This window comes from Pseudomonas sp. Tul2A7, from assembly GCF_054790505.1.
In genome coordinates, this window is the sequence record NZ_CP186499.1 from 6576167 (window position 1) to 6601041 (window position 24875).

Here is a 24875-nt window from a genome sequence, read left to right on the forward strand (position 1 = left end):
CCAGATACATCATGTGTGACTGACATACCGCAATCGCGAGCAGGCTCACTCCTACAAGAGAATCGCGTCGCGGCCTAGCTCATCTGCTCGACACGATCACGCCCGCGCTGCTTTGCCATATACACCCCCGAATCCGCCCGCAACAGCAGCGCATCCGCGCCCTCTCCCGGTCGCCAACTGGCGATCCCGAAACTCGCCGTGACCACACCGACCACATCCACCGGCGCACTGCGCAAGCCCTGCCACAGTTCAACCGCCAGCATGTAGGCGTGTTCGCCGTCGATGTCCGGGCACAGCACCATGAATTCCTCGCCACCCAAGCGACAGAACACATCGGTGCGCCGCAAACGATGGCCGATGCGTTCGCACACCGCTTGCAGCACGCGGTCACCGACGGCGTGGCCATACTGATCATTGATGCGTTTGAAGTGGTCGATGTCGAGCATGATCACCGACAACTCACCGCCGCCGCGCTCGACCCGGGCCATTTCCGTGGTCAGGCGTTCCTGGAAGTAGCGGCGGTTATGGATGCCGGTCAGCGAGTCGGTCACCGACAGCGCGCGCAGTTCTTCTTCCACGCGTTTCAAATCGGAAATGTCCGAGATATAGCCGTGCCACAGCACACCGCCGCCCGGCAGTTCTTCCGGCGTCGCCTCGCCGCGTACCCAGCGCAGACCGCGCTCGGGCAACTGCACACGGTATTCCTCGCGCCACGGGCTGAGGCTGTCGGCCGAGGCGCGAATCGAAGAGCGCACGCGGGTAACGTCCTGTGGATGAATGCGCGTGAAGATCGCCTCGGCGTTGAACAACAGCACGTCCGGCTCCAGCTCGTAGATCTCGCGGATGCCGTCGCTGGCGTAGATCACACTGAAGCGCCCGTCGAATTCCATCTTGAATTGATAAATGCCGCCGGGCACGTGCGCGCTGAGCTTCTTCAGCAACACATCCCGCGCCGCCAGCACCTCGTGCACGCGCTTGCGCTCGGTGATGTCGATGCAGATCGCCAGATGCCCGACCCACAAACCCTGCTCATCCAGTACCGGCGTGGCAAGCATGTTCACCGGCAGATGACTGCCATCGCTGCGCACCAGCGTCCATTCGCGGGCCTCGTGACCGCCGACTTCGCCGCCCTCGACCAGCATCGCGTGGCAGGTCGGGATGCTTTTACCGTAGCGCGCACTCAATTCGGCAGCACGGGCCGTCAGCTCGCGGGGCAGGTGCAGGTTTTCCAGAGTCATGTGGCCGACGACATCGGCGCTGCTGTAACCGAGCATTTGTTCGGCGCCGGGATTGAAGGTGTTGATCACCCCGCGCAAGTCGGTGGCAATGATCGCCACCTGCGTCGCGGCATTCAGCACGCCGCGCAACTGCCCGTGAGTGCCACGCAGCTCCTGTTCGCTGGCATGCAACTCCTGCGTGCGCAACTCGACCATGCGCAAGGCGCGCTGGCGCTGACTGACCAACACGTAGAGCAAGGCGCTGAGCAGCAGACTGAGCAAGCCACCCAGAATGAGCACGCTGCCGACCGATGAATGATTGGCCTGCGCGAAGGCGTCGCTCGGCAGAATATCGACCTGATAGTCGTGATCGGCCATGCGCAGTAACCGCGTGGCCGACAGGTCGCTCGGTGCCGGATCGTTGGTCGATTCGAACAACACCTCGTGCTGATCATTGGTCGACATGTCGAGAATGCGCACTGACAGGTAGTCATGGAAGGCATCCGGCAAACCGTCGGCCAGCAATTGACGCATGCTGATCACCGCCATCACGTAGCCGAACGATTGGCGCTCGCCGTTGCGACTCACTGGCGCCACCAGCAGGACACCGCGTGCATAGGATGGCTCGATACTGACCAGGTGCATCGGTTGCGACACCGCCAGCCCGCCGAGCCTGTCGGCGCGTTGCAACGTGTCGCGCCGCAAAGGTTGCGCGAGCAGGTCATAACCCAACGGTGAGCCGAGCCGACTTTGCGTCTGGCTGTAGAGCACCGGTACGTATTCATCGCGCACGCCAGCCAGTTGCAGCTCGCCTTGGGCATTCAGTTCACGCAGGGTGAAGTTGGTCAGGCCTTCGTCACGCACGCGCTGCTCGAATGCCGCGCGCGCGCCACCCTTGATCTTGAGGGCAAACGAATAGGCCTGGGTACGCATTAATAAGGGTTGGGTGTAACCATCGAATTCGGCGCGGGACACCGATTCAGAGTTGGCGAAGAAGCGGCGCAGGCCGTCGAGGCGTTGTTCCTGATCCTGAAAGCGTTCTTCGATGCGGGTGTAGCGTTCGTTGGCCAGCAGTTGGAAACGCTGACGGGTTTGTTGCTGGAACTGATTGAGGGTGGCCCAGGCAAGCAGCCCCGTGAGAATTCCACCGGCGAGCAATACCAGCAGCGCGACCAGCCAGGCCGAGACGTCTTCGCTGATAAAACCCAGAATCTTTGGGCGCACGGGGTGCAACGACATAAAGACAACTCACTACGCCAGCATTTACGGGAAAACCCCATTGACCGTGTGTGAGTTATAGCTATTAGCCACTAATTTAGCCAGCGCGGGCAGATCCACGGAGCCTTTAAAAATCAAGGCTCTGTGGATCCAACCCGGTAAAGCGTCAACGAGCCGTGATTTTCCAGGCGCGGTGGATCTTGGTGTTACGGGCGAAATCCGGATCAATGGTCTGCGCGCTGATTTCCTCGACCGCGTAACGCTCGGCGAGGTTTTCTTCCAACTGGAATTTGCGGAAGTTGTTGGAGAAATACAGCACACCGCCCGGCGCCAGACGCGCCATGGCCAGGTCAATCAACTGCACCTGATCACGCTGCACGTCGAAGATACCTTCCATGCGCTTGGAGTTGGAGAACGTCGGTGGATCGATAAAGATCAGGTCGTACTCGTCGCGGCTGCTTTCCAGCCACGCCATCACATCGCCCTGCTCCAGACGGTTCTTGTCCGAATAGCCGTTCAGCGACAGGTTGCGACGCGCCCAATCGAGGTAAGTCTTCGACAGATCGACGCTGGTGGTGCTGCGCGCGCCGCCCTTGGCCGCATGGACGCTGGCCGTCGCGGTGTAGCAGAACAGATTGAGGAAGCGCTTGCCGGCGGCCTCTTTCTGAATGCGCATGCGCATCGGACGGTGATCGAGGAACAGGCCGGTGTCGAGGTAGTCGGTGAGGTTGACCAGCAACTTCACGCCGCCCTCGCTGACTTCATTGAACTTGCCTTGCGCAGCCTGACGCTCGTACTGCTTGGTGCCGCTCTGGCGCTCGCGGCGTTTGACCACCACGCGGCTCTTGTCGACGTTCAGTGCCTGCGGAATGGCGGCCAAGGCGTCGAACATACGCGCCGAGGCTTTTTCCGGATCAATGGATTTCGGCGCGGCGTATTCCTGGACGTGCACCCAATCGTGGTACAGATCGATGGCCATCGCGTACTCAGGCATGTCGGCATCGTAGACGCGGTAGCAATCAATGCCTTCGCGCTTGACCCACTTGCCCATGGCCTTGAGGTTCTTTTGCAGACGGTTGGCAAACATCTGCCCGCCTTCGCTCAAGCGCGGCTGCTCAATCACCGGTGCCGGGGCTGGCGTCGGTTTGATCGGGTTGCCGTTCTTGTTGAACTTGCGTTCTTGCGGCTCGTCCGGGGTCTGATCGTAAGCCGCTTGCTCGCGCTCGGCCTGACGCTGTTCCGGGGTGCGACGCTCGCCAGTGACGAACTGATCCGGCAGCACTTTGATCAACAACAGTTTGCACGGCAGCGCGCCGTTCCAGAACGAATACTGTTTGTGGCTGCGAATACCCATGCGCTTGCCCAGATCCGGGGCGCCGGTGAATACCGCTGCTTCCCAGTTCAGGCAGGCCTGACGCAGACGCTCGCCGAGGTTCTGGTAGAGATACAGCAGACTGGCTTCGTCACCGAGACGCTCGCCGTACGGCGGGTTGCAGATCACCAGACCTTTCTGGTTCTGGTCCGGACGCGGCTCGAAGGTCGCGACTTCGCCCTGGTAGATCTTGATCCACTCGCTCAGGCCCGCACGCTCAACGTTGTTGCGGCCCGGTTGAATCAGACGAGGGTCGGCTTCGTAACCGCGAATCCACAACGGTGGCTTGGCCAGACCGGCAGCGGCACGCTCGACGGCTTCTTCATGGAGTTTTTTCCACAGTGCCGGCACGTGACCGAGCCATGCGGTAAAGCCCCACTGCTCACGGCGCAGGTTCGGCGCCATGTCGGCGGCAATCATGCCGGCTTCGACGAGGAACGTACCGACACCGCACATCGGGTCAGCCAGCGCGCCGCCTTCGGCAGCAATGCGTGGCCAGCCGGAACGGATCAGGATCGCCGCCGCGAGGTTTTCCTTCAGCGGTGCAGCGCCCTGCTGCAAGCGATAGCCGCGCTGGTGCAGGCTGTGGCCGGAGAGGTCGAGGGAGAGAATCGCTTCGCCGCGATCCAGACGCAGGTGAATGCGCAGATCCGGGTTGAGCTTGTCGATCGACGGACGGTCGCCCTGCGGCGTGCGCAGTTTGTCGACGATGGCGTCTTTGACTTTCAAGGCGCCGAAGTGAGTGTTGTCGATGCCGGAACCGTGGCCGCTGAATTCAACGGCCAGGGTGCCGTCGCTGAGCATGTGATCCTGCCAGTCGATGTCGAGCACGCCGTGGTACAGGTCTTCAGCGTCCTTCATCGGGAAGCGCTTGAGCACCAGCAACACGCGGTTGGCCAGGCGCGACCAGAGGCACAGGCGATAAGCGGTTTCCATGGTCGCCATGCCACGCACAGCGGAAGTGTGCTCGCGCGCTTCTTCAAGGCCAAGCCCGACGGCTTCCTCGATGAGCAGGCCTTCAAGGCCTTTAGGGCAAGTGAGGAAGAGTTCGAAACGGTCGGACATGGTATTTCCAGAGCCTTTGGCTAGTGAATCGGCAACGCATTGCCGATCCGGTTTTCAATCAGGCGCTTTTCTAAAAGAACGCCCGCGTGGCACGAAGGTGTGCCGTTCCATCCCCGCTGCTCGGGTTAAAAGAGCTTAGATGCCGGGACAGATAAAAAAGTTGATGCAACAAAAAGTCTTAAAGCGACCCTTCGTCGCTTTATACCCCAGCGCAAACGTGGGTCATTCTCACTAAAGAATTAACCCCATCATCCAGCGCGGGGCCGATCATACCGGGGTTTGCTCAATAAACGTTCAATAAATAAGCGGTTACTTATCGCTATAGCACTCTTTTCGTTACGTCCTTATGACAAAACGGTCATTCCATCGTTGTGACTCATTGGTTAGAACTGAACACAGGTTGACGTCGCAACGGCGTCAACACCTTGGCTCGCCACGCCGGCAGCGAGCCGCACCATGGCAGGTTTCTTCTGCCAGACCTCAGTTGAGGTCAACGCGATACAAAACAGTCAACAAGTGAGGGAAACACCCTATGAGAAGACTTAAGCGTGATCCGTTGGAAAGAGCATTTTTGCGCGGATATCAATATGGCGTTGGTGGCAAATCCCGTGAGCTTTGCCCATTTACTCTACCGTCGGTACGCCAAGCCTGGATTAACGGCTGGCGAGAAGGACGCGGCGACAACTGGGACGGTATGACCGGCACTGCGGGAATCCACAGACTCAACGAACTTCACGCCGTCGGCTGACACAGGGCATTAATTCCGACACGACAATCTGAATTTGTAACGACTTACCATGCACGTCCTTCCCGGACGGCGGGCTGCGGCCCAGGGGCTCCTTCGAGGAGCCCTTTTTTATGCCTGTCACATTATCTTTGCCCAAACAAAAAACCTGTGGGAGCGAGCCTGCTCGCGAAAGCGGTGTGTCAGTCACAGAAATATTGACTGAACTGGCGCCTTCGCGAGCAGGCTCGCTCCCACAAGGGATCAGCGCAGGGCGGCGATCGCGTCTACCGACTCACGGATCAGTGCCGGGCCCTTATAGATGAAGCCGGAGTAGATCTGCACCAGGCTCGCACCGGCAGTGATCTTCTCGGCAGCATGCTTGCCTTCGGTGATGCCACCGGCCGCAATGATCGGCAACCGCCCAGCCAACTCACCCGCCAGCACCTTCACCGTATTCGTGCTCTTCTCCCGCACCGGCGCGCCGGACAAACCACCCGCCTCGTCGCCATGCTCCATACCTTCGACGCCGACACGGCTCAGCGTGGTGTTGGTCGCGATCACCGCGTCCATGCCCGTTTCGATCAGCGCCTGAGCCACCTGCGCGGTCTCTTCGTCGGTCATGTCCGGCGCGATCTTGATCGCCAACGGCACATGTTTGCCATGACGCAACGCCAGTTCAGCGCGGCGCGTGGCCAGATCCGCGAGCAATTGCTTGAGCGAATCGCCGAACTGCAGGCTGCGCAGGCCCGGGGTGTTTGGCGAACTGACATTGACCGTCACATAGCTGGCGTGGGCGTAAACCTTGTCCAGGCAGATCAGATAATCATCGACCGCACGCTCGACCGGCGTATCGAAGTTCTTGCCGATATTGATGCCCAGCACGCCTTTGTATTTCGCCGCTGCCACGCGCGCCAGCAGGTTATCCACACCGAGGTTGTTGAAACCCATACGGTTGATGATCGCCTCGGCTTCCGGCAAGCGGAAGATCCGTGGTTTCGGGTTGCCCGGCTGCGGGCGCGGGGTCACGGTGCCGATTTCGACAAAACCGAAACCCAGTTGTGCGAAGCCATCGATGGCCGCGCCATTCTTGTCCAGACCGGCCGCCAGACCCACCGGGTTCGGGAATTCGAGGCCCATGACCGTCACCGGCTTCTTCGCCGGCGCCTTGCACAGCAAGCCGTTGAGGCCCAAACGCCCACCCGCGCCGATCAGATCCAGCGACAGATCGTGGGAGGTTTCCGGGGAAAGTTTGAACAACAGCTGACGGGCCAGGGAATACATGGGCGGCGATGACTCGGGCGGCGAAAAGAGGCGGCGATTATAGCCGGGCATCGACCTGCGGCGCGAGGCGCACGCGCAAATCACTGGCACTGGCATATGCCTTGCACCCTCCTTGAATATCAGCGCGCAGGCCAATGACGGCACGCGGGCAAGGACAATGGCGTCGTCCCGGGTTTTGCCTGCGCAAAGTCCGCGGCGGCGCTTTTTTTCGAGGTGGCGGTGTATGAATGAACCTTCGGTAGGGCCACTGGCCTGGGTCAATGGCAGCGATGCCCCGGAAAAGACTGCAATCAACCTCGGTTTCATGGCGTTGAGCGACTGCGCATCGGTTGTCGTTGCTGCCACACAGGGCTTTGCCCAGCCTTACGGGCTGACCCTGAATCTCAAGCGCCAAAGCTCTTGGGCCAACCTTCGCGACAAACTGGTCAGCGGCGAACTGGATGCCGCCCACAGTCTGTACGGTCTGATCTACGCCGTGCACCTGGGCATTGGCGGCGTGGCGTCGACCGACATGGCGGTGCTGATGGGGCTGAATCAGAACGGTCAGAGCCTCAATCTCTCTCACGGTCTGCAGAACCTTGGCGTGAGCAGTCCTGAAGCGCTGGACCGCCACGTGCACCAAAGCCGCGCAAAACTCACCTTCGCCCAGACTTTTCCCACTGGCACTCATGCGATGTGGCTGTATTACTGGCTGGCGAGTCAGGGCATTCATCCGTTGCAGGATGTCGACAGCGTGGTGGTGCCGCCGCCGCAAATGGTTGCGCACCTGCAAGCCGGACGTATCGACGGTTTTTGCGTTGGCGAACCGTGGGCCGCCAGTGCGGTGCAGCAGGATCTCGGTTTCACCCTGGCGACCAGCCAGACCATCTGGCCCGATCACCCGGAAAAAGTCCTCGGCTGCACTCGCGAATTTGTCGAGCAATACCCGAACACGGCGCGCGCGCTGGTGATGGCGATCCTTGAAGCCAGCCGCTTCATCGAAGAAAGCCCGGAGAATCGCCGTAGCACCGCGCAATTGCTCAGCGCGCCGGAGTATCTGGACGCGCCGCTTTCGTGTATTGAGCCGCGTTTTCTCGGTGACTATGCCGATGGGCTGGGCAATCGTTGGCAGGATCCTCATGCGCTGCGCTTCCACGGCAACGGCGAGGTGAATCTGCCCTATCTGTCGGACGGCATGTGGTTCATGACCCAGTTCCGCCGCTGGGGTTTGCTGCGCGAAGACCCGGATTACCTCGCTGTCGCCCGTAAGGTTCAGCAACTCGATCTGTATCGCGACGCCGCTACTGAGCTCGGTGTTGCCGCGTGGAGCACCGACATGCGCAGCAGCCAGTTGCTCGACGGCAAAATCTGGGACGGCAGCGACCCGGCCGGTTATGCGCGCAGCTTCAAGCTGCACGCGATGAACGACGACGTTCCCCTTCTCGCCCGCCGCTGACAGGAGACCGCAAACATGTTGCGCATTCTGTTGATCAACGACACAGCGAAAAAAGTCGGGCGCCTGAAAGCCGCGCTGACTGAAGCCGGTTTCGAAGTCATCGATGAATCCGGTCTGACCATCGACCTGCCCGCGCGCGTCGAAACGGTGCGACCGGACGTGATCCTGATCGATACCGAGTCACCGAGCCGCGATGTCATGGAGCAAGTCGTGCTGGTCAGCCGCGACCAGCCACGGCCAATCGTGATGTTTACCGATGAACATGACCCCGGCGTGATGCGCCAGGCGATCAAGTCCGGGGTCAGTGCCTACATCGTCGAAGGCATTCACGCCCAGCGTTTGCAGCCGATTCTCGATGTAGCAATGGCGCGCTTCGAGAGTGATCAGGCGTTGCGGGCGCAGTTGCAGGCGCGTGATCTGCAATTGGCTGAGCGCAAACGCATTGAGCTGGCCAAGGGGTTATTGATGAAGATGAAGGATTGCAACGAGGAAGAGGCTTACACCTTGATGCGACGCCAGGCGATGAGCCGCCAGCAGAAGCTGATTCAGGTGGCGGAGCAGATTATTGCCATGAGTGAGTTGCTGGGCTGAGGCGTTCTCACCGCTGAGAGCCCCTCACCCTAGCCCTCTCCCGGAGGGAGAGGGGACTGACCGAGGTGTCTGGCGTCACACATCGACCTGAAAGACCCGGTCGATTATGGATTCACAGCAGAAATCACAGGTCGGCGTACTACGCGCGCATCCCCCAATCAGTCCCCTCTCCCTCTGGGAGAGGGGACCGACCGAGCTGTCCGACGTCAAACATCGACCTGAAAGACCCGGTCGATTATGGATTCACAGCAGAAATCACAGGTCGGCGTACTTCGCGAGCATCCCCCAATCAGTCCCCTCTCCCTCTGGGAGAGGGCTAGGGTGAGGGGCTTTTGATTTTCCGGCTGTTGGCACAAATCTCGCTAAGTAAAACGCACAGGTAACCAACGGCGGTTGCCCCACCCACGACAAAGACGTCGCTCACCCGTTCGCCCAACCGGCGCATCAGGTAGCGGCGTTTTTGCGTTTTGGCCCCACAGCTCGGGGCCGGTGGTGCGGCCGTGGCGGCGCCCCACCTGCTGTTGCATGACTCCTTTCGAGACTCTTTTCAGCTGAGGTGCGCGATGAATTCAAGCTTCTGGAAATCCGGCCACACCCCGACCCTGTTCGCGGCCTTCCTCTATTTCGACCTGAGCTTCATGGTCTGGTACCTGCTCGGCCCGTTGGCGGTGCAAATCGCCGCCGACCTGCAGCTAACCACGCAACAACGCGGCCTCGTCGTCGCCACGCCGATCCTCGCGGGCGCGGTGCTGCGTTTTGTGATGGGCATGCTCGCCGATCGACTGTCGCCGAAAACCGCCGGGCTGATCGGCCAGGTCATTGTCATCTGCGCACTGTTCGGTGCCTGGAAAATCGGCATTCATAGCTACGAGCAGGCGCTGATCCTCGGCCTGTTTCTCGGCATGGCCGGCGCCTCGTTCGCCGTCGCCCTGCCGCTGGCCTCGCAATGGTATCCGCCACAGCATCAGGGCAAAGCCATGGGCATTGCCGGTGCGGGCAACTCCGGCACCGTGTTCGCCGCGCTGCTCGCGCCAGTGCTCGCCGCCGCATTTGGCTGGAGCAATGTCTTCGGTTTCGCCCTGATCCCGCTGATCCTGACCCTGGTGCTGTTCGCCTGGCTGGCGAAAAACGCGCCTGAGCGGCCGAAAGCCAAAGCCATGACCGACTACTTCAAAGCCTTGGGCGACCGCGACAGCTGGTGGTTCATGTTTTTCTACAGCGTCACCTTCGGCGGCTTCATCGGTCTGGCCAGCGCCCTGCCCGGCTACTTCAACGATCAGTACGGCTTGAGCCCGGTGACGGCCGGTTACTACACCGCAGCCTGCGTGTTCGGCGGCAGTTTGATGCGACCGCTGGGTGGCGCGCTGGCGGATCGCTTCGGTGGCATTCGCACATTGCTGGCGATGTATACCGTCGCCGCCGTGTGCATCGCCGCGGTTGGTTTCAACTTGCCGAGTTCCTACGCGGCGCTGGCACTTTTCGTCTGCACCATGCTCGGATTGGGCGCGGGCAACGGTGCGGTGTTCCAACTGGTGCCGCAGCGTTTTCGTCTGGAAATCGGCGTGATGACCGGGTTGATCGGCATGGCCGGCGGCATCGGCGGTTTTGCCTTGGCCGCCGGCATGGGCGCGATCAAGCAGAGCACCGGCAGCTATCAACTGGCCCTGTGGTTGTTCGCCAGCCTCGGCGTGTTGGCATGGTTTGGCCTGCACGGCGTCAAGCGTCGCTGGAGAACCACCTGGGGTTCGGCGGCGGTGACGGCGGCGCGGGTCTGAAGCGTCAATGGCCCTGCAACTGAGTTTTGCCGAAGCCAGCGCCACCGGCCCGCGCGCGGAGAATCAGGACGCCTTGCGCCTGGTCACGCCCGCTCCGGCGCTGGCGGCGAGCAAAGGTTATCTGTTCGCCATCGCCGACGGCGTCAGCCAATGCGCCGATGGCGGCCTCGCTGCGCGTTCGACCGTGCAGGCCCTGGCGCTCGACTACTACGCCACGCCGGAAACCTGGAGCGTGGCGCAGGCACTGGATCGCCTGCTGCTCGCGCAAAACCGCTGGTTGCAGGCCAACGGTGGTGGGCAACCGTTGCTCACCACGGTCAGTGCTTTGGTCATGCGCGGTCGGCGTTTTACCCTCGCCCACGTCGGCGATTGCCGGGTGTATCGCTGGCACGGCGATAATTTGCAGCGGATCTCTGAAGATCATGTCTGGGATCAGCCGGGCATGCAGCATGTGCTCAAGCGTGCATTGGGGCTGGATCAGCATCTGGTGCTGGACTTCCTTGACGGTGAACTGCGCGACGGCGAGTACTTTGTTTTGCTCAGTGACGGTGTCTGGTCGACGCTCGGCGATACCGCCATTGCGGCGATTCTGCGTGATCAGCCGGATCTGCACAGCGCCGCGCAAACACTGGTCAATGCCGCGCATCTGGCCGGGAGTCAGGACAATGCCAGTGCTTTGCTGGTGCGGGTGGATGCTTTGGGTGAGGCCAGTATCGGCGATGCGCTGATTCATCTGCAGCAATGGCCCCTGCCGCCACCGCTGAAACCCGGTCAGTCGTTCGAAGGCTGGCAAGTGCTGGACGTTGTCGCTCAGAGCCAGCAATCGCTGCTGTATCGGGTGCTTGATGGACAAGGTCAGACGTGGCTTATGAAAACCCTGCCTACGCGTTCCGCCGATGATTCCTACGCCGGGCAAGCACTGTTGTCCGAGGAATGGTTTCTGAAACGCGTAGCCGGTCGCCACTTTCCTGAAGTCCATGCCTGCCAGCAGCGTCAGCATTTGTACTACGTGATGCGGGAATATTCCGGAGCGACGCTGGCACAGCTGTTTCAACAGTCAGGCCCATCGCCGTTGGCACAGTGGCAGGACATCGCCGAGCGCCTGTTGCGCGCGGTCGGGCTGCTGCATCGGCGGCAGATTCTGCACCGCGACATCAAACCGGAAAACCTGCACGCGGGCGACGACGGTGAATTACGCCTGCTGGATTTTGGCCTGGCGTACTGCCCAGGCTTGTCCGAGGACGCGCCGTCGACGCTACCGGGAACGCCCAGTTATATCGCCCCGGAAGCGTTTCGTGGGGATCCGCCAAGTGTGCAGCAGGACTTGTATGCGGTCGGTGTGACCCTGTATTTCTTGCTCACTGGGCATTTTCCCTATGGCGAGATCGAAGCGTTTCAACGGCCGCGCTTTGGTCTGCCGGTAAGTGCCAGCCGTTATCGGCCGGACCTGCCGGAATGGCTGGCGCAGAGTCTGGAGCGCGGCGTTGCGGCTGATCCGCAGCAACGGTTTGAAACGGCTGAAGAGTGGTTGTTGGTGCTGGAACAGGGCGAGAGGCGCAGTTTGAGCGTGCGGCCTCGACCGTTGCTGGAGCGTGAGCCATTGAAGGTCTGGCGGACGATGGCGTTGTTGGCGTTGCTCGGGAATCTGGTGCTGCTCGTTTTGTTGTTTCATCACTGACACCGCGTCGCGGCCATCGCGAGCAGGCTCACTCCTACAATTTGAAATGCGTTCCCCTGTAGGAGTGAGCCTGCTCGCGATGACGTCAGCCCAATCACCACAAGTCCATCTACCTGAGCGCCCCACGAACGAGCAACCCGCCTCGATTCAGTGCAAAAATCACCCTCAAAAACTGCCAAACCCCAATAAACCCGCCACCGTCACACTTGGCACAACCACTGCATTGTCCCAACCAACACACACATAAAGCCCAACCTTCAACGACGAAGGCTGCGCTTCCCGAGAGAACGGGACCAGGACAAAGGCGTCCTCGCTAGGCAACTAGCGGGACGCCTTTTTTTGTTTGCGCAAAATTTCTCGAGCAAGGCCTGACTGCCCACAAGAGGCCAGCCGCAGCTCCCCGGAGAACCTGATGAAAAAACTCAAACTGGTGATGATCGGCAATGGCATGGCCGGGGTCCGCACCCTCGAAGAACTGCTCAAGCTGAGCAACGAGCTGTACGACATCACCGTCTTCGGCGCCGAACCGCACACCAACTACAACCGCATTCTGCTCTCACCAGTGCTGGCCGGTGAGCAGACCTTCGAGGAGATCGTGCTCAACGACCTCGACTGGTACCTGGAAAACAACATCAAGTTGCTGCTCAACCGCAAAGTGGTGGAGATCGACCGGGTCAAACGCCGGGTGATCGCCGAGGACGGCACCGAAGCCGAATACGACCGCCTGCTGATCGCCACCGGCTCGACGCCTTTCATTCTGCCGATCCCCGGCAACACCCTGCAGGGCGTGATCGGTTATCGCGACATCGCCGACACCCAAGCGATGATCGACACCGCGAAAACCCACAAACACGCGGTGGTCATCGGCGGTGGCCTGCTCGGCCTTGAAGCCGCCAATGGCCTGATGCTGCGCGGCATGCACGTCACTGTGGTGCACATCGGCGAATGGCTGCTGGAACGGCAACTGGATAAAACCAGCGGCCAACTGCTGCAAAGCGCCCTCGAATCCCGAGGCTTGCACTTCCGTCTGTGCGAACAGACCCAGGCCTTGCACGACGCCGGCAATGGCCGGGTCGGCTCGGTGCAGTTCAAGAACGGCGACATCATTCCCGCTGATCTGGTGGTGATGGCCGCCGGCATTCGCCCCAACACCGAACTGGCGGAAAAAGCCGGCATCCCGTGCAATCGCGGGATTCTGGTCAACGACACCCTGCAAACCTACGATCCGCGCATCTACGCGATCGGCGAATGCGCCAGCCATCGCGGCATTGCCTACGGTCTGGTCGCGCCATTGTTCGAACAGGCCAAGGTGTGCGCCAACCACCTCGCACAACTGGGCTTCGCCCGTTATCAAGGTTCGGTGACCTCGACCAAATTGAAAGTCACTGGCATCGACCTGTTTTCCGCTGGCGACTTCATGGGCGGCGAAGGCACCGAGACCATCACCCTCTCCGACCCGATCGGCGGCGTGTACAAAAAACTGGTGATCAAGGATGACGTACTGGTCGGCGCCTGTCTGTACGGCGATACGGCAGATGGCGGTTGGTATTTCCGGCAGATTCGTGAGAATCACGCCATCGGCGAGATCCGCGATCACTTGATGTTCGGCGAAAACGCCCTCGGCGACGTAGGACATCAGGGCCAGGACAAAGCCATGGTCATGGCCGACACCGCCGAAGTCTGCGGTTGCAACGGCGTGTGCAAAGGCACCATCGTCAAAGCCATTCAGGAACACGGCCTGTTCAGCGTCGATGAGGTGAAGAAACACACCAAAGCGGCCAGCTCCTGCGGCTCCTGCGCCGGGCTGGTCGAGCAGATCCTGATCAACACCGTGGGTGGCGCGGCCGACGTCAAACCGAAAAGCGAAAAAGCCATCTGCGGTTGCAGCGACCTCAATCACGGCCAGATCCGCCAAGCCATTCGCGAACAGCATCTGCTGACCATCGCCGGCACCATGAGCTACCTCAACTGGCGCACGCCGAACGGCTGCGCAACGTGCCGCCCGGCCCTCAACTATTACCTGATTTCCACTTGGCCCGGCGAAGCCAAGGACGATCCGCAGTCACGCCTGATCAACGAGCGTGCGCACGCCAACATCCAGAAGGACGGCACGTATTCGGTGGTGCCACGGATGTGGGGCGGCGTGACCAATCCTTCGGAACTGCGACGGATTGCCGACGTGGCCGACAAGTACAACGTGCCGATGGTCAAGGTCACCGGCGGGCAGCGCATCGACTTGCTTGGCATCAAGAAGCAGGATTTGCCGGGTGTCTGGAAGGATCTCGACATGCCGTCCGGCCACGCTTACGGCAAATCCATCCGCACGGTGAAAACCTGCGTCGGCAGCGAGTTCTGCCGCTTCGGCACGCAGAACTCGACGCAACTGGGCATTGAGCTTGAGCACGACCTGTTCAACATGTGGTCGCCGCACAAAGTGAAACTCGCCGTCTCCGGATGCCCACGCAACTGCTCGGAAGCGGGAATCAAAGACGTAGGAATCATCGGCGTCGACTCCGGTTGGGAGATGTACATCGGCGGCAACGGCGGGATCAAAACCGAAGTCGCCGAGTTCTTCGTCAAGCTGAAAACCGCCGAAGAAGTACGCGAATACAACGGCGCGTTCCTGCAGCTGTATCGCGAAGAAGCCTTCTACCTCGAACGCACCGTGCACTACCTGCAACGGGTCGGCATGGAGCACATCAAGAAAGCCGTGCTGGAAGACCCGGAGCGCCGCAAAGCCCTGAACGAGCGCCTGCAATTCTCCCTGTCGTTCGAACAGGATCCGTGGAAAGAACGCCTGGCGCAGCCGCAACTGAAGAAAGAATTCGACGTAATCCCCGTGAAAAATCTGGAGGTGCCAGCATGAACTGGCTGGATATCTGTGCCCTCGACGAGATCAACGCCCTCGGTTCGCGGATCATTGCCGGACCGAAAGGTGACATCGCGATTTTTCGTACAAGCGACGATGAGGTTTTCGCCCTCGACGACCGCTGCCCACACAAGGGTGGGCCGTTGTCACAAGGTTTGATCTACGGCAAACGCGTGGCCTGTCCGCTGCACAACTGGCAAATCGATCTCGAGTCTGGCGAAGCGCAGGCGCCTGACATCGGTTGCGCGCACCATCACCCGGCGCGGGTCGAAAACGGTCGGGTGCAGTTGGCTCTGCGGGACGCGGTCTGATGAACCGCCAGACGACCGCCTCGACCTGCTGTTATTGCGGGGTCGGCTGCGGCGTGCTGATCGAGCATGACGGCGAGCGCATCCTCGGCGTCAGCGGCGATCCGGCGCATCCGGCCAACTTCGGCAAACTGTGCAGCAAGGGCTCGACCCTGCACCTGACCGGCGACCTCGCGGCCCGCGCGCTGTACCCGGAACTGCGTCTGGGCAAAGGCCTGGCCCGCAGCCGCACGGATTGGGACACCGCGCTGGAACATGCCGCCAACGTGTTCGCCGAAACCATCGCCGAACACGGCCCGGACAGCGTGGCGTTCTATATCTCCGGACAGTTGCTGACCGAGGATTATTACGCCTTCAACAAACTCGCGCGGGCGCTGGTCGGCACCAACAACATCGACAGCAATTCACGCCTGTGCATGTCGTCAGCGGTGGTCGGCTACAAGCGCAGCCTCGGCGCCGACGCCCCGCCGTGCAGCTATGAGGATCTGGAACTCAGCGATTGCGTAATGATTGTCGGCAGTAACATGGCCTACGCCCATCCGGTACTTTTTCGCCGGCTGGAAGAGGCAAAATCCCGACGCCCACAGATGAAAGTCATCGTCATTGATCCTCGGCGCACCGACACCTGCGACCTCGCCGACCTGCACTTGGCGATTCTGCCGGGCACAGATGTCGCTTTGTTTCATGGGATTTTGCATTTGTTGTTGTGGGAAGACTGGATCGACCGCGACTTCGTCAAGGCGCACACCGATGGCCTCGCCGAACTGAAAAGTCTGGTTCGTGATTACACCCCACAAATGGTTTCGCAGTTATGCGGCATCAGCGTCGAGCAATTGCAGCAGTGCGCCGAATGGGTCGGCACTTCGCCGAGTTTTCTGTCGCTGTGGTGCATGGGCTTGAACCAGTCCACGGCTGGCAGCGCGAAAAACAGTGCGCTGATCAATCTGCACTTGGCCACCGGGCAAATCGGTCGTCCGGGTGCAGGACCTTTCTCTCTCACCGGTCAGCCGAATGCCATGGGCGGACGCGAAACCGGTAGTTTGTCGAATCTGTTGCCGGGTCATCGTGACGCGGCCAACCCTGAACATCGCGCCGAAGTGGCGGCTTATTGGGGTGTGGATCAACTGCCGGAAAGCACTGGTCTCAGCGCCATCGAACTGTTCGAGCAAGTGCGCAGCGGCAAGATCAAGGCGTTGTGGATCGCCTGCACCAACCCTGCGCAATCGATGCCGGATCAGAGTGCGGTGCGCGCGGCGCTGGAAGCTTGCCCGTTTGTAGTGCTGCAGGAGGCTTTTCGCACGACTGAAACTGCGGCATTCGCCGACTTGCTACTGCCCGCTGCCAGTTGGGGCGAGAAGGAAGGCTCGGTAACCAATTCCGAGCGGCGCATTTCCCACGTGCGCAAAGCCATCCTCCCACCGGGTGAGACGCGGCCGGATTGGGCGATTACGGTAGATTTCGCGCAGCGTCTGGAGAAACGTCTGCGTCCCTCTGCATCGAGCCTGTTTACTTTCACCCAACCTGCGCAACTGTTCGATGAATTCAAAGGGCTGACGCGTGGGCGGGATCTTGATATGTCCGGGATCAGTCACGCGCTGATCGACGAGATCGGACCGCAGCAATGGCCCTTCCCTGTCGGCGCCCGAGAAGGAACACTCCGACTCTACGGGGACGGTATTTTTCCTACGTCCACTGGCCGCGCTCATTTCATTGCCGACCCTTACCGCGCCGCCAAAGAACAGCGCGATGCTCGCTTTCCACTGACGTTGATCACTGGCCGCCTGCGTGATCAATGGCACGGTATGAGCCGCACCGGCACGGCGGCGCAATTGTTCGGGCATGTCAGCGAAGCGGTGTTGAGTCTGCATCCAGACGAAATGCGCCGGCATCGTTTGCAGCCGGGCGATCTGGTCAATCTGAAGAGTCGTCGCGGCGCGGTAATTGTTGCGGTCGGTAGTGATGACAGCGTACGTCCGGGGCAAGCATTTCTGCCGATGCACTGGGGCGACCGCTTTCTCAAGGGCGGCGTGAACAGCCTGACCCTGCCGGCCTCTGATCCGCTGTCGAAACAACCGGAACTCAAGCACAGCGGCGTCCGTGTGGAACCGGTCAATCTGCCCTGGCAATTATTCGCCTTGATCGAGGGCGATGTTCAACGGCATTTCGAGACGCTACGACCGCTCTGTGAGGCATTTTCCTACGTGAGTATCAGCCTTGTCGGACGTGAGCGATCGGCGCTGCTGATACGCGCTGCGAGCAGTGAGGCGCCGGATGCGCAATTGCTCAGTGAAATCGACCGATGCCTGTCACTGATCGACGGCCCGGTTTTGGCCTATGACGATCCTCGCCGGGCCATTGGCAAGCGCGTGCGTATTGAAAACGGTCGTATCACCGCGATTCGCCTGGCCGGCGAAACCCTCGCGCAGCATTGGTTGCAAGGGTTGTGGCTGGAGGGCCGCGCCGACGAACAACTGCGGCGCTGGTTACTGGCGCCGATGAGCGCACCACCGGGTAGCGACGGTGTACAGGCCAGCGCGGATAAAACCCTGTGCAACTGCAAGAACGTCAGTCTCAACGCAGTCTGCGCCGGCATTCGCCAAGGGCTGGATCTGCAAGGTTTGAAAAACAATTTGGGCTGCGGCACGCAATGCGGCTCCTGTGTCCCGGAAATAAAACGCTTGCTGGCTGCCGATGTGCAGCCAGTCGCCGTCATCTGATGAGGAAAACACCGTGAACGCAAAAGTCTGGCTGGTGGGTGCAGGTCCTGGTGATCCCGAATTATTGACCCTCAAAGCAGTGCGCGCCCTGCGCGAAGCCGATGTGGTGCTGATCGATGATCTGGTCAACGACGCGGTGCTGGAGCACTGCCCTGCCGCACGCATTATTGCGGTAGGTAAACGTGGTGGCTGCCGTTCGACACCGCAGGCGTTTATCCATCGGCTGATGCTGCGCTATGCCCGCCACGGCAAATGTGTGGTGCGGCTCAAGGGTGGCGATCCGTGCATTTTCGGCCGAGGGGGCGAAGAGGCGCAGTGGCTGCGTGAGCGTGGGGTCGAGGTGGAACTGGTCAATGGCATCACCGCCGGGCTCGCTGGGGCGACGCAGTGCGATATTCCGCTGACGTTACGGGGTGTGGCGCGAGGTGTGACGCTGGTGACGGCGCATACTCAGGACGACAGCCAGTTGAACTGGCAGGCACTGGCGCAAAGTGGCACAACGCTGGTGATTTATATGGGTGTGGCCAAGCTGGGCGAGATTCGCGATCAGTTATTGGCAGGCGGGATGGCGGCGGATACGCCGGTGGCAATGATCGAAAATGCATCGTTGCCGGAGCAGCGCGAATGCCGGAGTGATCTGACGGCAATGAACGAAGCGGCCTACAGATTCAAATTGAAGAGCCCTGCGATACTGGTGATCGGCGCGGTGGCTGGTAATGCGGAGCAAGCCAGCGAGACGCGTGTGGCCTCGATGTAGGAACAACCTGACTTTTTCAACGCTTGAGACTCAAATCGCAGACAAAGAAAAGCCCGGCCTAAGCCGGGCTTTTCTCGGAGCGGCAGCTAATTACTTAGCTTGAGCTTCAACCTGCGCTTCTACGCGACGGTTAACAGCGCGGCCAGCTTCAGTTTTGTTGTCAGCAACTGGGCGGGATTCGCCGTAGCCAACAGACTGAACGCGGGACGATTCAACACCGTACTGGTTGGTCAGAACTTGCTTAACGGCGTTTGCACGACGCTCGGACAGTTTCTGGTTGTAAGCGTCAGGACCGACGGAGTCAGTGTGACCTTCAACAGTAGTGGTGGTGGATGGGTACTGCTTCATGAAGTCAGCCAGGTTTTTGATGTCGCCGTAGCTGTTTGGCTTCACAACCGACTTGTCGAAGTCGAACTTAACGTCCAGCTCAACACGAACAACTTCAGCAACTGCTGGGCAGCCGTCAGCGTCAACAGTTACGTTGGCTGGGGTGTCCGGGCACTTGTCAACGTTGTCGCAAACGCCATCGTTGTCGCTGTCGGAGCAGACTTCAGCTGGTGCTGGAACTGGAGCAGCAGCAGGCTTGGAGCCGCCACCGAAGTTCACACCGATACCAACGCTAGGAGCCCACTCGGTGTCGCCCTGGTCGATGTTGTACTGAGCTTCAACGCCGGCACGGGCGTAGAAGTTCTCGGTGAAGTACAGCTTGGCACCAGCGCCCAGGTTGGCGAAGGTGGAGCGGTCACGACCGCCGGAACCGTTCTGACCGATGCTCTGATCGGAGAAACCAGCCGATACGTATGGACGCAGCATGTCGCCTGGGTTGTTGAAGTGGTACAGAGCGTCCAGAGCGGTGTTCGCGCCCTTGATGTTACGACCGTCGTCGGAACGTACGTTGTGCACTTCGTCGTAGCCCAGACGCAGTTCAACGTCGTCGGTCAGGAAGTAACCGATCGAACCGCCGAACAGGTTGCCGTTGTTCTTGAAGTTACGAGCGCTGTCGAATTGTTCTTTCTTTGCGAAGCCTTCGATTTCAACTGCGCCTTGGCCTTGTGCCAGAGCGCCGAACGAAGTGGCGGCAATCAGAGAACCAATGGCCAAGCCCAAGGTGTTTTTCAGTTTCATCCGTTAAATCCCCATCTGGTGATTGTGAAGCAGTCCCGCAAACCGGGGGACAACTCGGCGGCAAGTCTATCAGAACTTGCCTACACGTAAGAGATATTTGCGCTGAACTAAGTTTCAGCAATGCCTGCAAATTTCTCACGCAATTTATCTAGAGCACGTTTGTAACGCATTTTTGTCGCACTCAAACCCATGTGCATGATGTCTGCGATCTCCTGAAACTCCAGCTCTGCGACAAATCGTAGCACCAGAATTTCGCGGTCGATCGGGTTCACATACACCAGCCAGCGATCAAGTCCGCCCTTCTCCTCGGGTTTCGGCGCCTTTTCTTCGGACGCTTCCTCGAGGGGGTCAAGACTCAATGCGTCCATCAAGCGACGCTTTCGCCGTTCCTTCCGATACTGCGTAATACATTCGTTGTACGTGATGCTGTAGAGCCACGTTTTGAACTTCGATTTCCCCTCGAAGTTCTTCAGGCCATACAGCACCTTCAACATGACTTCCTGACAGACATCGTCTGCGTCGCGATCGTTCCCAAGATATCTCGCACAAACGTTAAATAATGTTCGCTGGTAACGCCGCATCAGTTCTTCATAGGCGCGCGTTACGTGAAAAAGCTCGGTATGCGAGCGCGCGACCAACTCCTCATCAGAGAGCTCGCGGGGGTCGTAGCGCGTGGATAGCGTTTGGGCTTTATTCAAAACAAGTCGTGCCGACAGTCAGGTCAATGTCCACCGCAACCAGCATCAGCTGGCATTTCGCGGCGGCATACATTAGCAGGGTTTGCCGGATTAGCGGCTACTCACATGCTGTTCCAGCAGGATCCGATTGGAAAGAGAGACTAGCTCACCCTCATCGGTCAGCAATGTGGTTTTCACCGTGCCGATCTCCTCGATCTGCCCTTCGACCTCGCCAACACGCACTTGTTGCCCAACCTGATACAACTCACGCACATAGATTCCCGCAAGAATCTGACCGGCAATTTCCCGGCTTCCCAAACCCATGGCCAGCGCAACGGCCAGACCAACGGTAATCAAAACGATGACGATCACATGGTTCAGCAGGTCAGTCTTGACTTCAAGCTGACTGATCGCGACCGAGATGCTGATGATGATAACCAGCCCCTGAGCAATTCGCCCAAGCCCCGAAGCGTAGTCCAGGCCAACGCCTTCTGCCGCCCCGCGCACCAGCCCGTTGGCCAATTGCGCGAGCAAAACACCTACCAGCAACACCAGCGCCGCGCCGAATACTTTCGGCAAATAGAGCGCCAACATATCCAGCGTAGCTGAAACTCGCTCAAGGCCAAGGGATTCTGCTGCCGAAACCAGAAAAATCAGCAGAACAAACCAGTAGACGATTTTGCCGATCAGGGTCGAGATCGGAACTTGCAGCCCCGCACGCGACATTAATTTAGTCAGGCCGGTACCGCCCATCAGGCGATCGAGGCCGAGTTTGGCGAGCAGTTTGGACAGTAATGTATCGAGTAGCTTGGCCACGACGAAACCCAACAGCAGCACGACCAGTGCGCCGAACAGGTTCGGGATGAAGTTGGCTACTTTGGTCCACAACGCAGTCATTGCAGTGACGAGGCTCTGAGTCCAGAGGTCGAGTTCCATATTCAATCAGCCTTATCAGCAGTGCGAGCGGTAGGTTTACGAAGACGGGAAACCGGCGAGACGTGGGCCGATCCGTTATTCAGGGCGATCATCAGCGCGGGCAGCCAGCGGCCCAGCAGGCTGAACAGATCACCGGCGCCAACCTGGCGGTTGGCGGTTTTGAGTACGCGGTCCAGACAGGCATCGTCGTCGCGGCTGGACGGCGAAGCGTTGAGCATATCGCGCAAAGACTGTTCAAACGGATCGTGCATACGCACCTCTCGTGATGTCTGTGAAAGACGCGGGCAGATTTGGTCGGGTCACATGCGCCATCTTCAGACCCAGCGCAAACGACGGAATAACCACCACTGACCGAAGGCCAGGGCGAGCACCGTCAAGCAGGCGATCAGGAAACCATAAGGGCTGCTGGCAAATGGAATTCCACCGACGTTGATGCCCAGCAGACCGGTGATAAAACTCATCGGCAAAAAGATGCAGGTGATGATGCCGAAGCGGTACATCGTGCGATTCATGCGCTCGCTCAAACGCCGGTCTTCGGCCTCCAGCACAAGCCCCACGCGCTCTCGGGTCAATTCGAGCTCTTCGAGATAGCGGGTCAGGCTGTTGTTCAATTCGTTCCAGTAATCGGCATCGTCATCGACAAACCACGGCAGTTTTATCCGCGTGAGTTGTCCGAAAATATCCCGCTGCGGCGCAAGAAAACGCTTCAGCCCGGCAGCCCTGCGACGGATGTGCAAAATGGCGCCATGCTCGGGGGTATACCGTTCGTCGGCATCCATCTTTTCTTCTTCCTCGTCGGCGATTTCCGAGAGGCAAGTGACCAGATCCTGCACCTTGTTGGTGAGGAACTGCGCCAGATAAAGGATGAGCTCAGAAGAGGTTTTCGGGCCCTTGCCGTCCGCCAATTGCACCAACAGTTCATCGGTGGCGCGCAATGGGCGCAAACGCAGGGAAATCACCCGTTGGGCCGAAGCGAAAATCCGCACCGAGACCATGTCTTCCGGCTCGGCGCCTGGATTGAGATTGACCCCGCGTAAAAACAGCAACAGCTCGGCATCCGGCAGCGGCAACAGGCGCGGCCGGGTGTTCTCTTCCAGCAACAAGTCGCAGGTGAATTCGTTGAGACCGCTGGATTTGCGCAGCCAGGTCTGGGTTTGCGGATGGCTGCGATCCCAATGCAGCCACAGGCTTTCATGGGCCTGCAACTGCAAATCGTCGAGCTCAGTCCGGGCTATCGAACGCGCACCGCCTTTTCCATCCAGCACCAGGGCATGCACCAGCCCCCATTGCGCGTTTTCTTCCTCGAACATCCGCATCCCTTTGTCGAAAAGCTTATTCAGGCATTTTCAACGGACTCGGCGAGATGATCACGCCGTTGTTGTCCGCATAAATGTATTGGCCCGGGTGGAACGTCACACCGGCGAAAGTCACCGGGACGTTGAGGTCACCAATGCCGCGTTTTTCGGTTTTCATCGGGTGGCTGGCCAACGCCTGCACGCCCAGATCGGTCTGGGCAATCACATCGACGTCACGGATGCAGCCGTAGATCACCAGCCCTTCCCAACCGTTTTTAGCGGCTTTCTCGGCGATCATGTCGCCCAGCAATGCACGTCGCAGCGAACCACCGCCATCGACCACCAGCACCTTGCCGTTGCCCTTGAGTTCAGCCTGTTCCTTGACCAGCGAGTTGTCTTCGAAGCATTTGATGGTCACGATTTCACCGCCGAACGAATCACGGCCGCCGAAATTGCTGAACATCGGTTCCAGCACCTGCACCAGCTCCGGATAGGCGTCGCACAGGTCAGGCGTAAGGTAATGGTTCATCGAAAAACTCCTGTAACAAGGAAGACGATCAAGGATGACGCATTCTTTTGAGACGATCTCCGGTGGTCGCTGTTTACCTTAGCTCATTGAATGTTGGCTGAATGAACCTGAACAAACGCTGAAACGTAATCGCTAAACTGCCACCGAATATGACCAGAACCGCAAAATTCGTCATATCTTAGCCGCAAGCCAACCCGAACGAAATGCCCTTTTCAGGGCCTCCCTCTCAGACCGCAGCGGCCAGGTCCGGCTTCTCGCCCAGCAACGGCGTCTGCTGATCGTTCAACCAGCGCGCCACCAATGGCCATACCTCAGTTTGCGCCGCTTTGCTCACCAACATCTCGACATGACCGAAATTATCGTTGAAGCCCTGCTCGCGGCCCAGATTGATGAATTGCTTGTGCGCCGAGCCGATCTGTTCGAACAACTTGCGACAGGCCCAGGCCGGATCCTGATGATCGCCCGCTGCGCTCACTGCCAGCACCGGCACCTGAACATCGGCCAGACCCGCCCACCAATCCTTGTCCTTGTCGCCAAAACGGCCGAACAAGCCGTACCAGCGCATGCTTTCCAGTGCCAGACCGATCGGCTCATCTTCCGGGCCACGCTTGAGGCGCGAACCCGACAGCTGTGCGAAGCGCTTGAGAATGAAGCGCCCGCTCCACTCCACCGGCGGAATTTTCAGCGGCCAGTAAGTACGGCTGACCTGGGTGCCGAAAAACGCCGCCGAAGCCACTGCCGGTTCGCCAAGGTATTCGCCACCGAGCGCCGCCGCCAAGGTGATGCCGCCCAACGAATGGCCGATCCAGTGCGGAATCTGCCCGCTCTGCTCACGCACGAACGCGGCAATCGCCGGCAAGTCGTAACGGGCGTAGTCGGCGACACGGTTGCGCCGGTATTCCTCGTTGCGCTGCGACAAACCGTGGCCGCGCATCTCCGGAATCCACACGTCGAAACCCAGACGCGTCAAATAGGCGCCCAGGCCCAGACCTTTCGGTGAAAACCAGAAGCGCCGATTGGAAAAACTGCCGTGTAGCAGAATCACCGGCACGCCGCGTGGCTGCGAGTCATCAGCCATGCCCAAACGGGTCACAGCGATTTCCACAGACCAGTCGGGGCTGTTGCCGGGTTTCAGGCGATACACGTCTTCGCTCAGATCGCCACGCCGTTCGGCGCTGATCAGGGCGACAGGAAATAGGTCACTGCTGCTTTGCATAATGCTCTTGCACAAAAAAGGGCGGCATCCGGAGACCCCGCCCTGTTTGAATCATAAGGAGCCGAATCGTGTAGGAGTGAGCCTGCT

19 protein-coding genes are annotated in these 24875 nt (G+C 59.7%); 9 read left to right on the forward strand and 10 right to left on the reverse strand.

What is annotated here, in order from left to right; genetic code table 11:
- Positions 1–74 precede the first annotated feature (74 nt).
- Both ACOYXJ_RS29210 and rlmKL read right to left on the reverse strand, forming a co-directional pair.
- Positions 75–2456 (reverse strand): sensor domain-containing diguanylate cyclase, encoded by a 2382-nt coding sequence (locus tag ACOYXJ_RS29210; protein ID WP_460367206.1) that lies wholly within the window; start codon positions 2454–2456, stop codon positions 75–77.
- Positions 2457–2601: 145 nt separating this feature from the next.
- Positions 2602–4872 (reverse strand): bifunctional 23S rRNA (guanine(2069)-N(7))-methyltransferase RlmK/23S rRNA (guanine(2445)-N(2))-methyltransferase RlmL, encoded by a 2271-nt coding sequence (gene rlmKL, locus ACOYXJ_RS29215; protein WP_123448553.1) that lies wholly within the window; start codon positions 4870–4872, stop codon positions 2602–2604.
- Between the two features lie 532 nt (positions 4873–5404).
- Here rlmKL and rmf point away from each other — a divergent pair.
- Positions 5405–5620, forward strand: a complete 216-nt coding sequence (gene rmf, locus ACOYXJ_RS29220; protein WP_003223300.1) for a ribosome modulation factor — start codon at positions 5405–5407, stop codon at positions 5618–5620.
- Between the two features lie 240 nt (positions 5621–5860).
- On the opposite strand, the gene ACOYXJ_RS29225 is transcribed toward rmf, so the two are convergent.
- Complete coding sequence (locus tag ACOYXJ_RS29225) at positions 5861–6880, reverse strand: quinone-dependent dihydroorotate dehydrogenase (protein ID WP_150794361.1); 1020 nt, start codon at positions 6878–6880, stop codon at positions 5861–5863.
- Between the two features lie 223 nt (positions 6881–7103).
- Here ACOYXJ_RS29225 and ACOYXJ_RS29230 point away from each other — a divergent pair, with 223 nt between their 5' ends.
- The 8 genes from ACOYXJ_RS29230 to cobA all read left to right on the forward strand — a co-directional run bounded on the left by ACOYXJ_RS29230 (position 7104) and on the right by cobA (position 19010).
- A complete protein-coding gene (locus tag ACOYXJ_RS29230) occupies positions 7104–8315 on the forward strand; it encodes a CmpA/NrtA family ABC transporter substrate-binding protein (RefSeq protein ID WP_460367209.1) in 1212 nt (403 codons plus the stop codon).
- A gap of 15 nt (positions 8316–8330) precedes the next feature.
- Positions 8331–8906 (forward strand): ANTAR domain-containing response regulator, encoded by a 576-nt coding sequence (locus ACOYXJ_RS29235; protein WP_038365449.1) that lies wholly within the window; start codon positions 8331–8333, stop codon positions 8904–8906.
- Positions 8907–9469: 563 nt separating this feature from the next.
- Complete coding sequence (locus tag ACOYXJ_RS29240) at positions 9470–10681, forward strand: nitrate/nitrite transporter (RefSeq protein WP_102900773.1); 1212 nt, start codon at positions 9470–9472, stop codon at positions 10679–10681.
- 7 nt (positions 10682–10688) lie between these two features.
- Positions 10689–12359, forward strand: a complete 1671-nt coding sequence (locus tag ACOYXJ_RS29245) for a protein kinase domain-containing protein (protein ID WP_460367212.1) — start codon at positions 10689–10691, stop codon at positions 12357–12359.
- Positions 12360–12771: 412 nt separating this feature from the next.
- Complete coding sequence (gene nirB / locus ACOYXJ_RS29250; protein ID WP_460367214.1) at positions 12772–15225, forward strand: nitrite reductase large subunit NirB; 2454 nt, start codon at positions 12772–12774, stop codon at positions 15223–15225.
- The gene (nirD, locus tag ACOYXJ_RS29255; RefSeq protein WP_034152866.1) at positions 15222–15539 is read left to right on the forward strand and encodes a nitrite reductase small subunit NirD; all 318 of its coding nucleotides are present in this window, start codon (positions 15222–15224) and stop codon (positions 15537–15539) included. The genes nirB and nirD overlap by 4 nt, the downstream gene beginning before the upstream one ends.
- Positions 15539–18253, forward strand: coding sequence for a nitrate reductase (locus ACOYXJ_RS29260; RefSeq protein ID WP_460367217.1), 2715 nt, complete (start codon positions 15539–15541; stop codon positions 18251–18253). The genes nirD and ACOYXJ_RS29260 overlap by 1 nt, the downstream gene beginning before the upstream one ends.
- Positions 18254–18266: 13 nt before the next feature.
- Complete coding sequence (cobA, locus tag ACOYXJ_RS29265) at positions 18267–19010, forward strand: uroporphyrinogen-III C-methyltransferase (RefSeq protein ID WP_460367219.1); 744 nt, start codon at positions 18267–18269, stop codon at positions 19008–19010.
- A gap of 90 nt (positions 19011–19100) precedes the next feature.
- Here the strand turns inward: cobA and ACOYXJ_RS29270 are convergent, their stop codons facing one another.
- From ACOYXJ_RS29270 to ACOYXJ_RS29300, 7 genes are all read right to left on the reverse strand, one after another.
- A complete protein-coding gene (locus ACOYXJ_RS29270) occupies positions 19101–20135 on the reverse strand; it encodes an OmpA family protein (protein WP_016985589.1) in 1035 nt (344 codons plus the stop codon).
- Positions 20136–20242: 107 nt separating this feature from the next.
- On the reverse strand, positions 20243–20833 hold the full coding sequence (gene sigX, locus ACOYXJ_RS29275; protein WP_011333251.1) for an RNA polymerase sigma factor SigX: 591 nt from the start codon (positions 20831–20833) through the stop codon (positions 20243–20245).
- 90 nt (positions 20834–20923) lie between these two features.
- Complete coding sequence (locus ACOYXJ_RS29280) at positions 20924–21748, reverse strand: mechanosensitive ion channel family protein (protein ID WP_007916401.1); 825 nt, start codon at positions 21746–21748, stop codon at positions 20924–20926.
- A 2-nt stretch (positions 21749–21750) separates the two neighbouring features.
- Complete coding sequence (locus ACOYXJ_RS29285; RefSeq protein ID WP_102900778.1) at positions 21751–21999, reverse strand: CrfX protein; 249 nt, start codon at positions 21997–21999, stop codon at positions 21751–21753.
- A gap of 63 nt (positions 22000–22062) precedes the next feature.
- On the reverse strand, positions 22063–23058 hold the full coding sequence (locus ACOYXJ_RS29290; RefSeq protein ID WP_150794368.1) for a zinc transporter ZntB: 996 nt from the start codon (positions 23056–23058) through the stop codon (positions 22063–22065).
- Between the two features lie 22 nt (positions 23059–23080).
- The gene (gene rraA / locus ACOYXJ_RS29295; protein ID WP_102900780.1) at positions 23081–23572 is read right to left on the reverse strand and encodes a ribonuclease E activity regulator RraA; all 492 of its coding nucleotides are present in this window, start codon (positions 23570–23572) and stop codon (positions 23081–23083) included.
- Between the two features lie 226 nt (positions 23573–23798).
- Complete coding sequence (locus ACOYXJ_RS29300) at positions 23799–24788, reverse strand: alpha/beta fold hydrolase (RefSeq protein WP_460367222.1); 990 nt, start codon at positions 24786–24788, stop codon at positions 23799–23801.
- Positions 24789–24875: the final 87 nt, after the last annotated feature.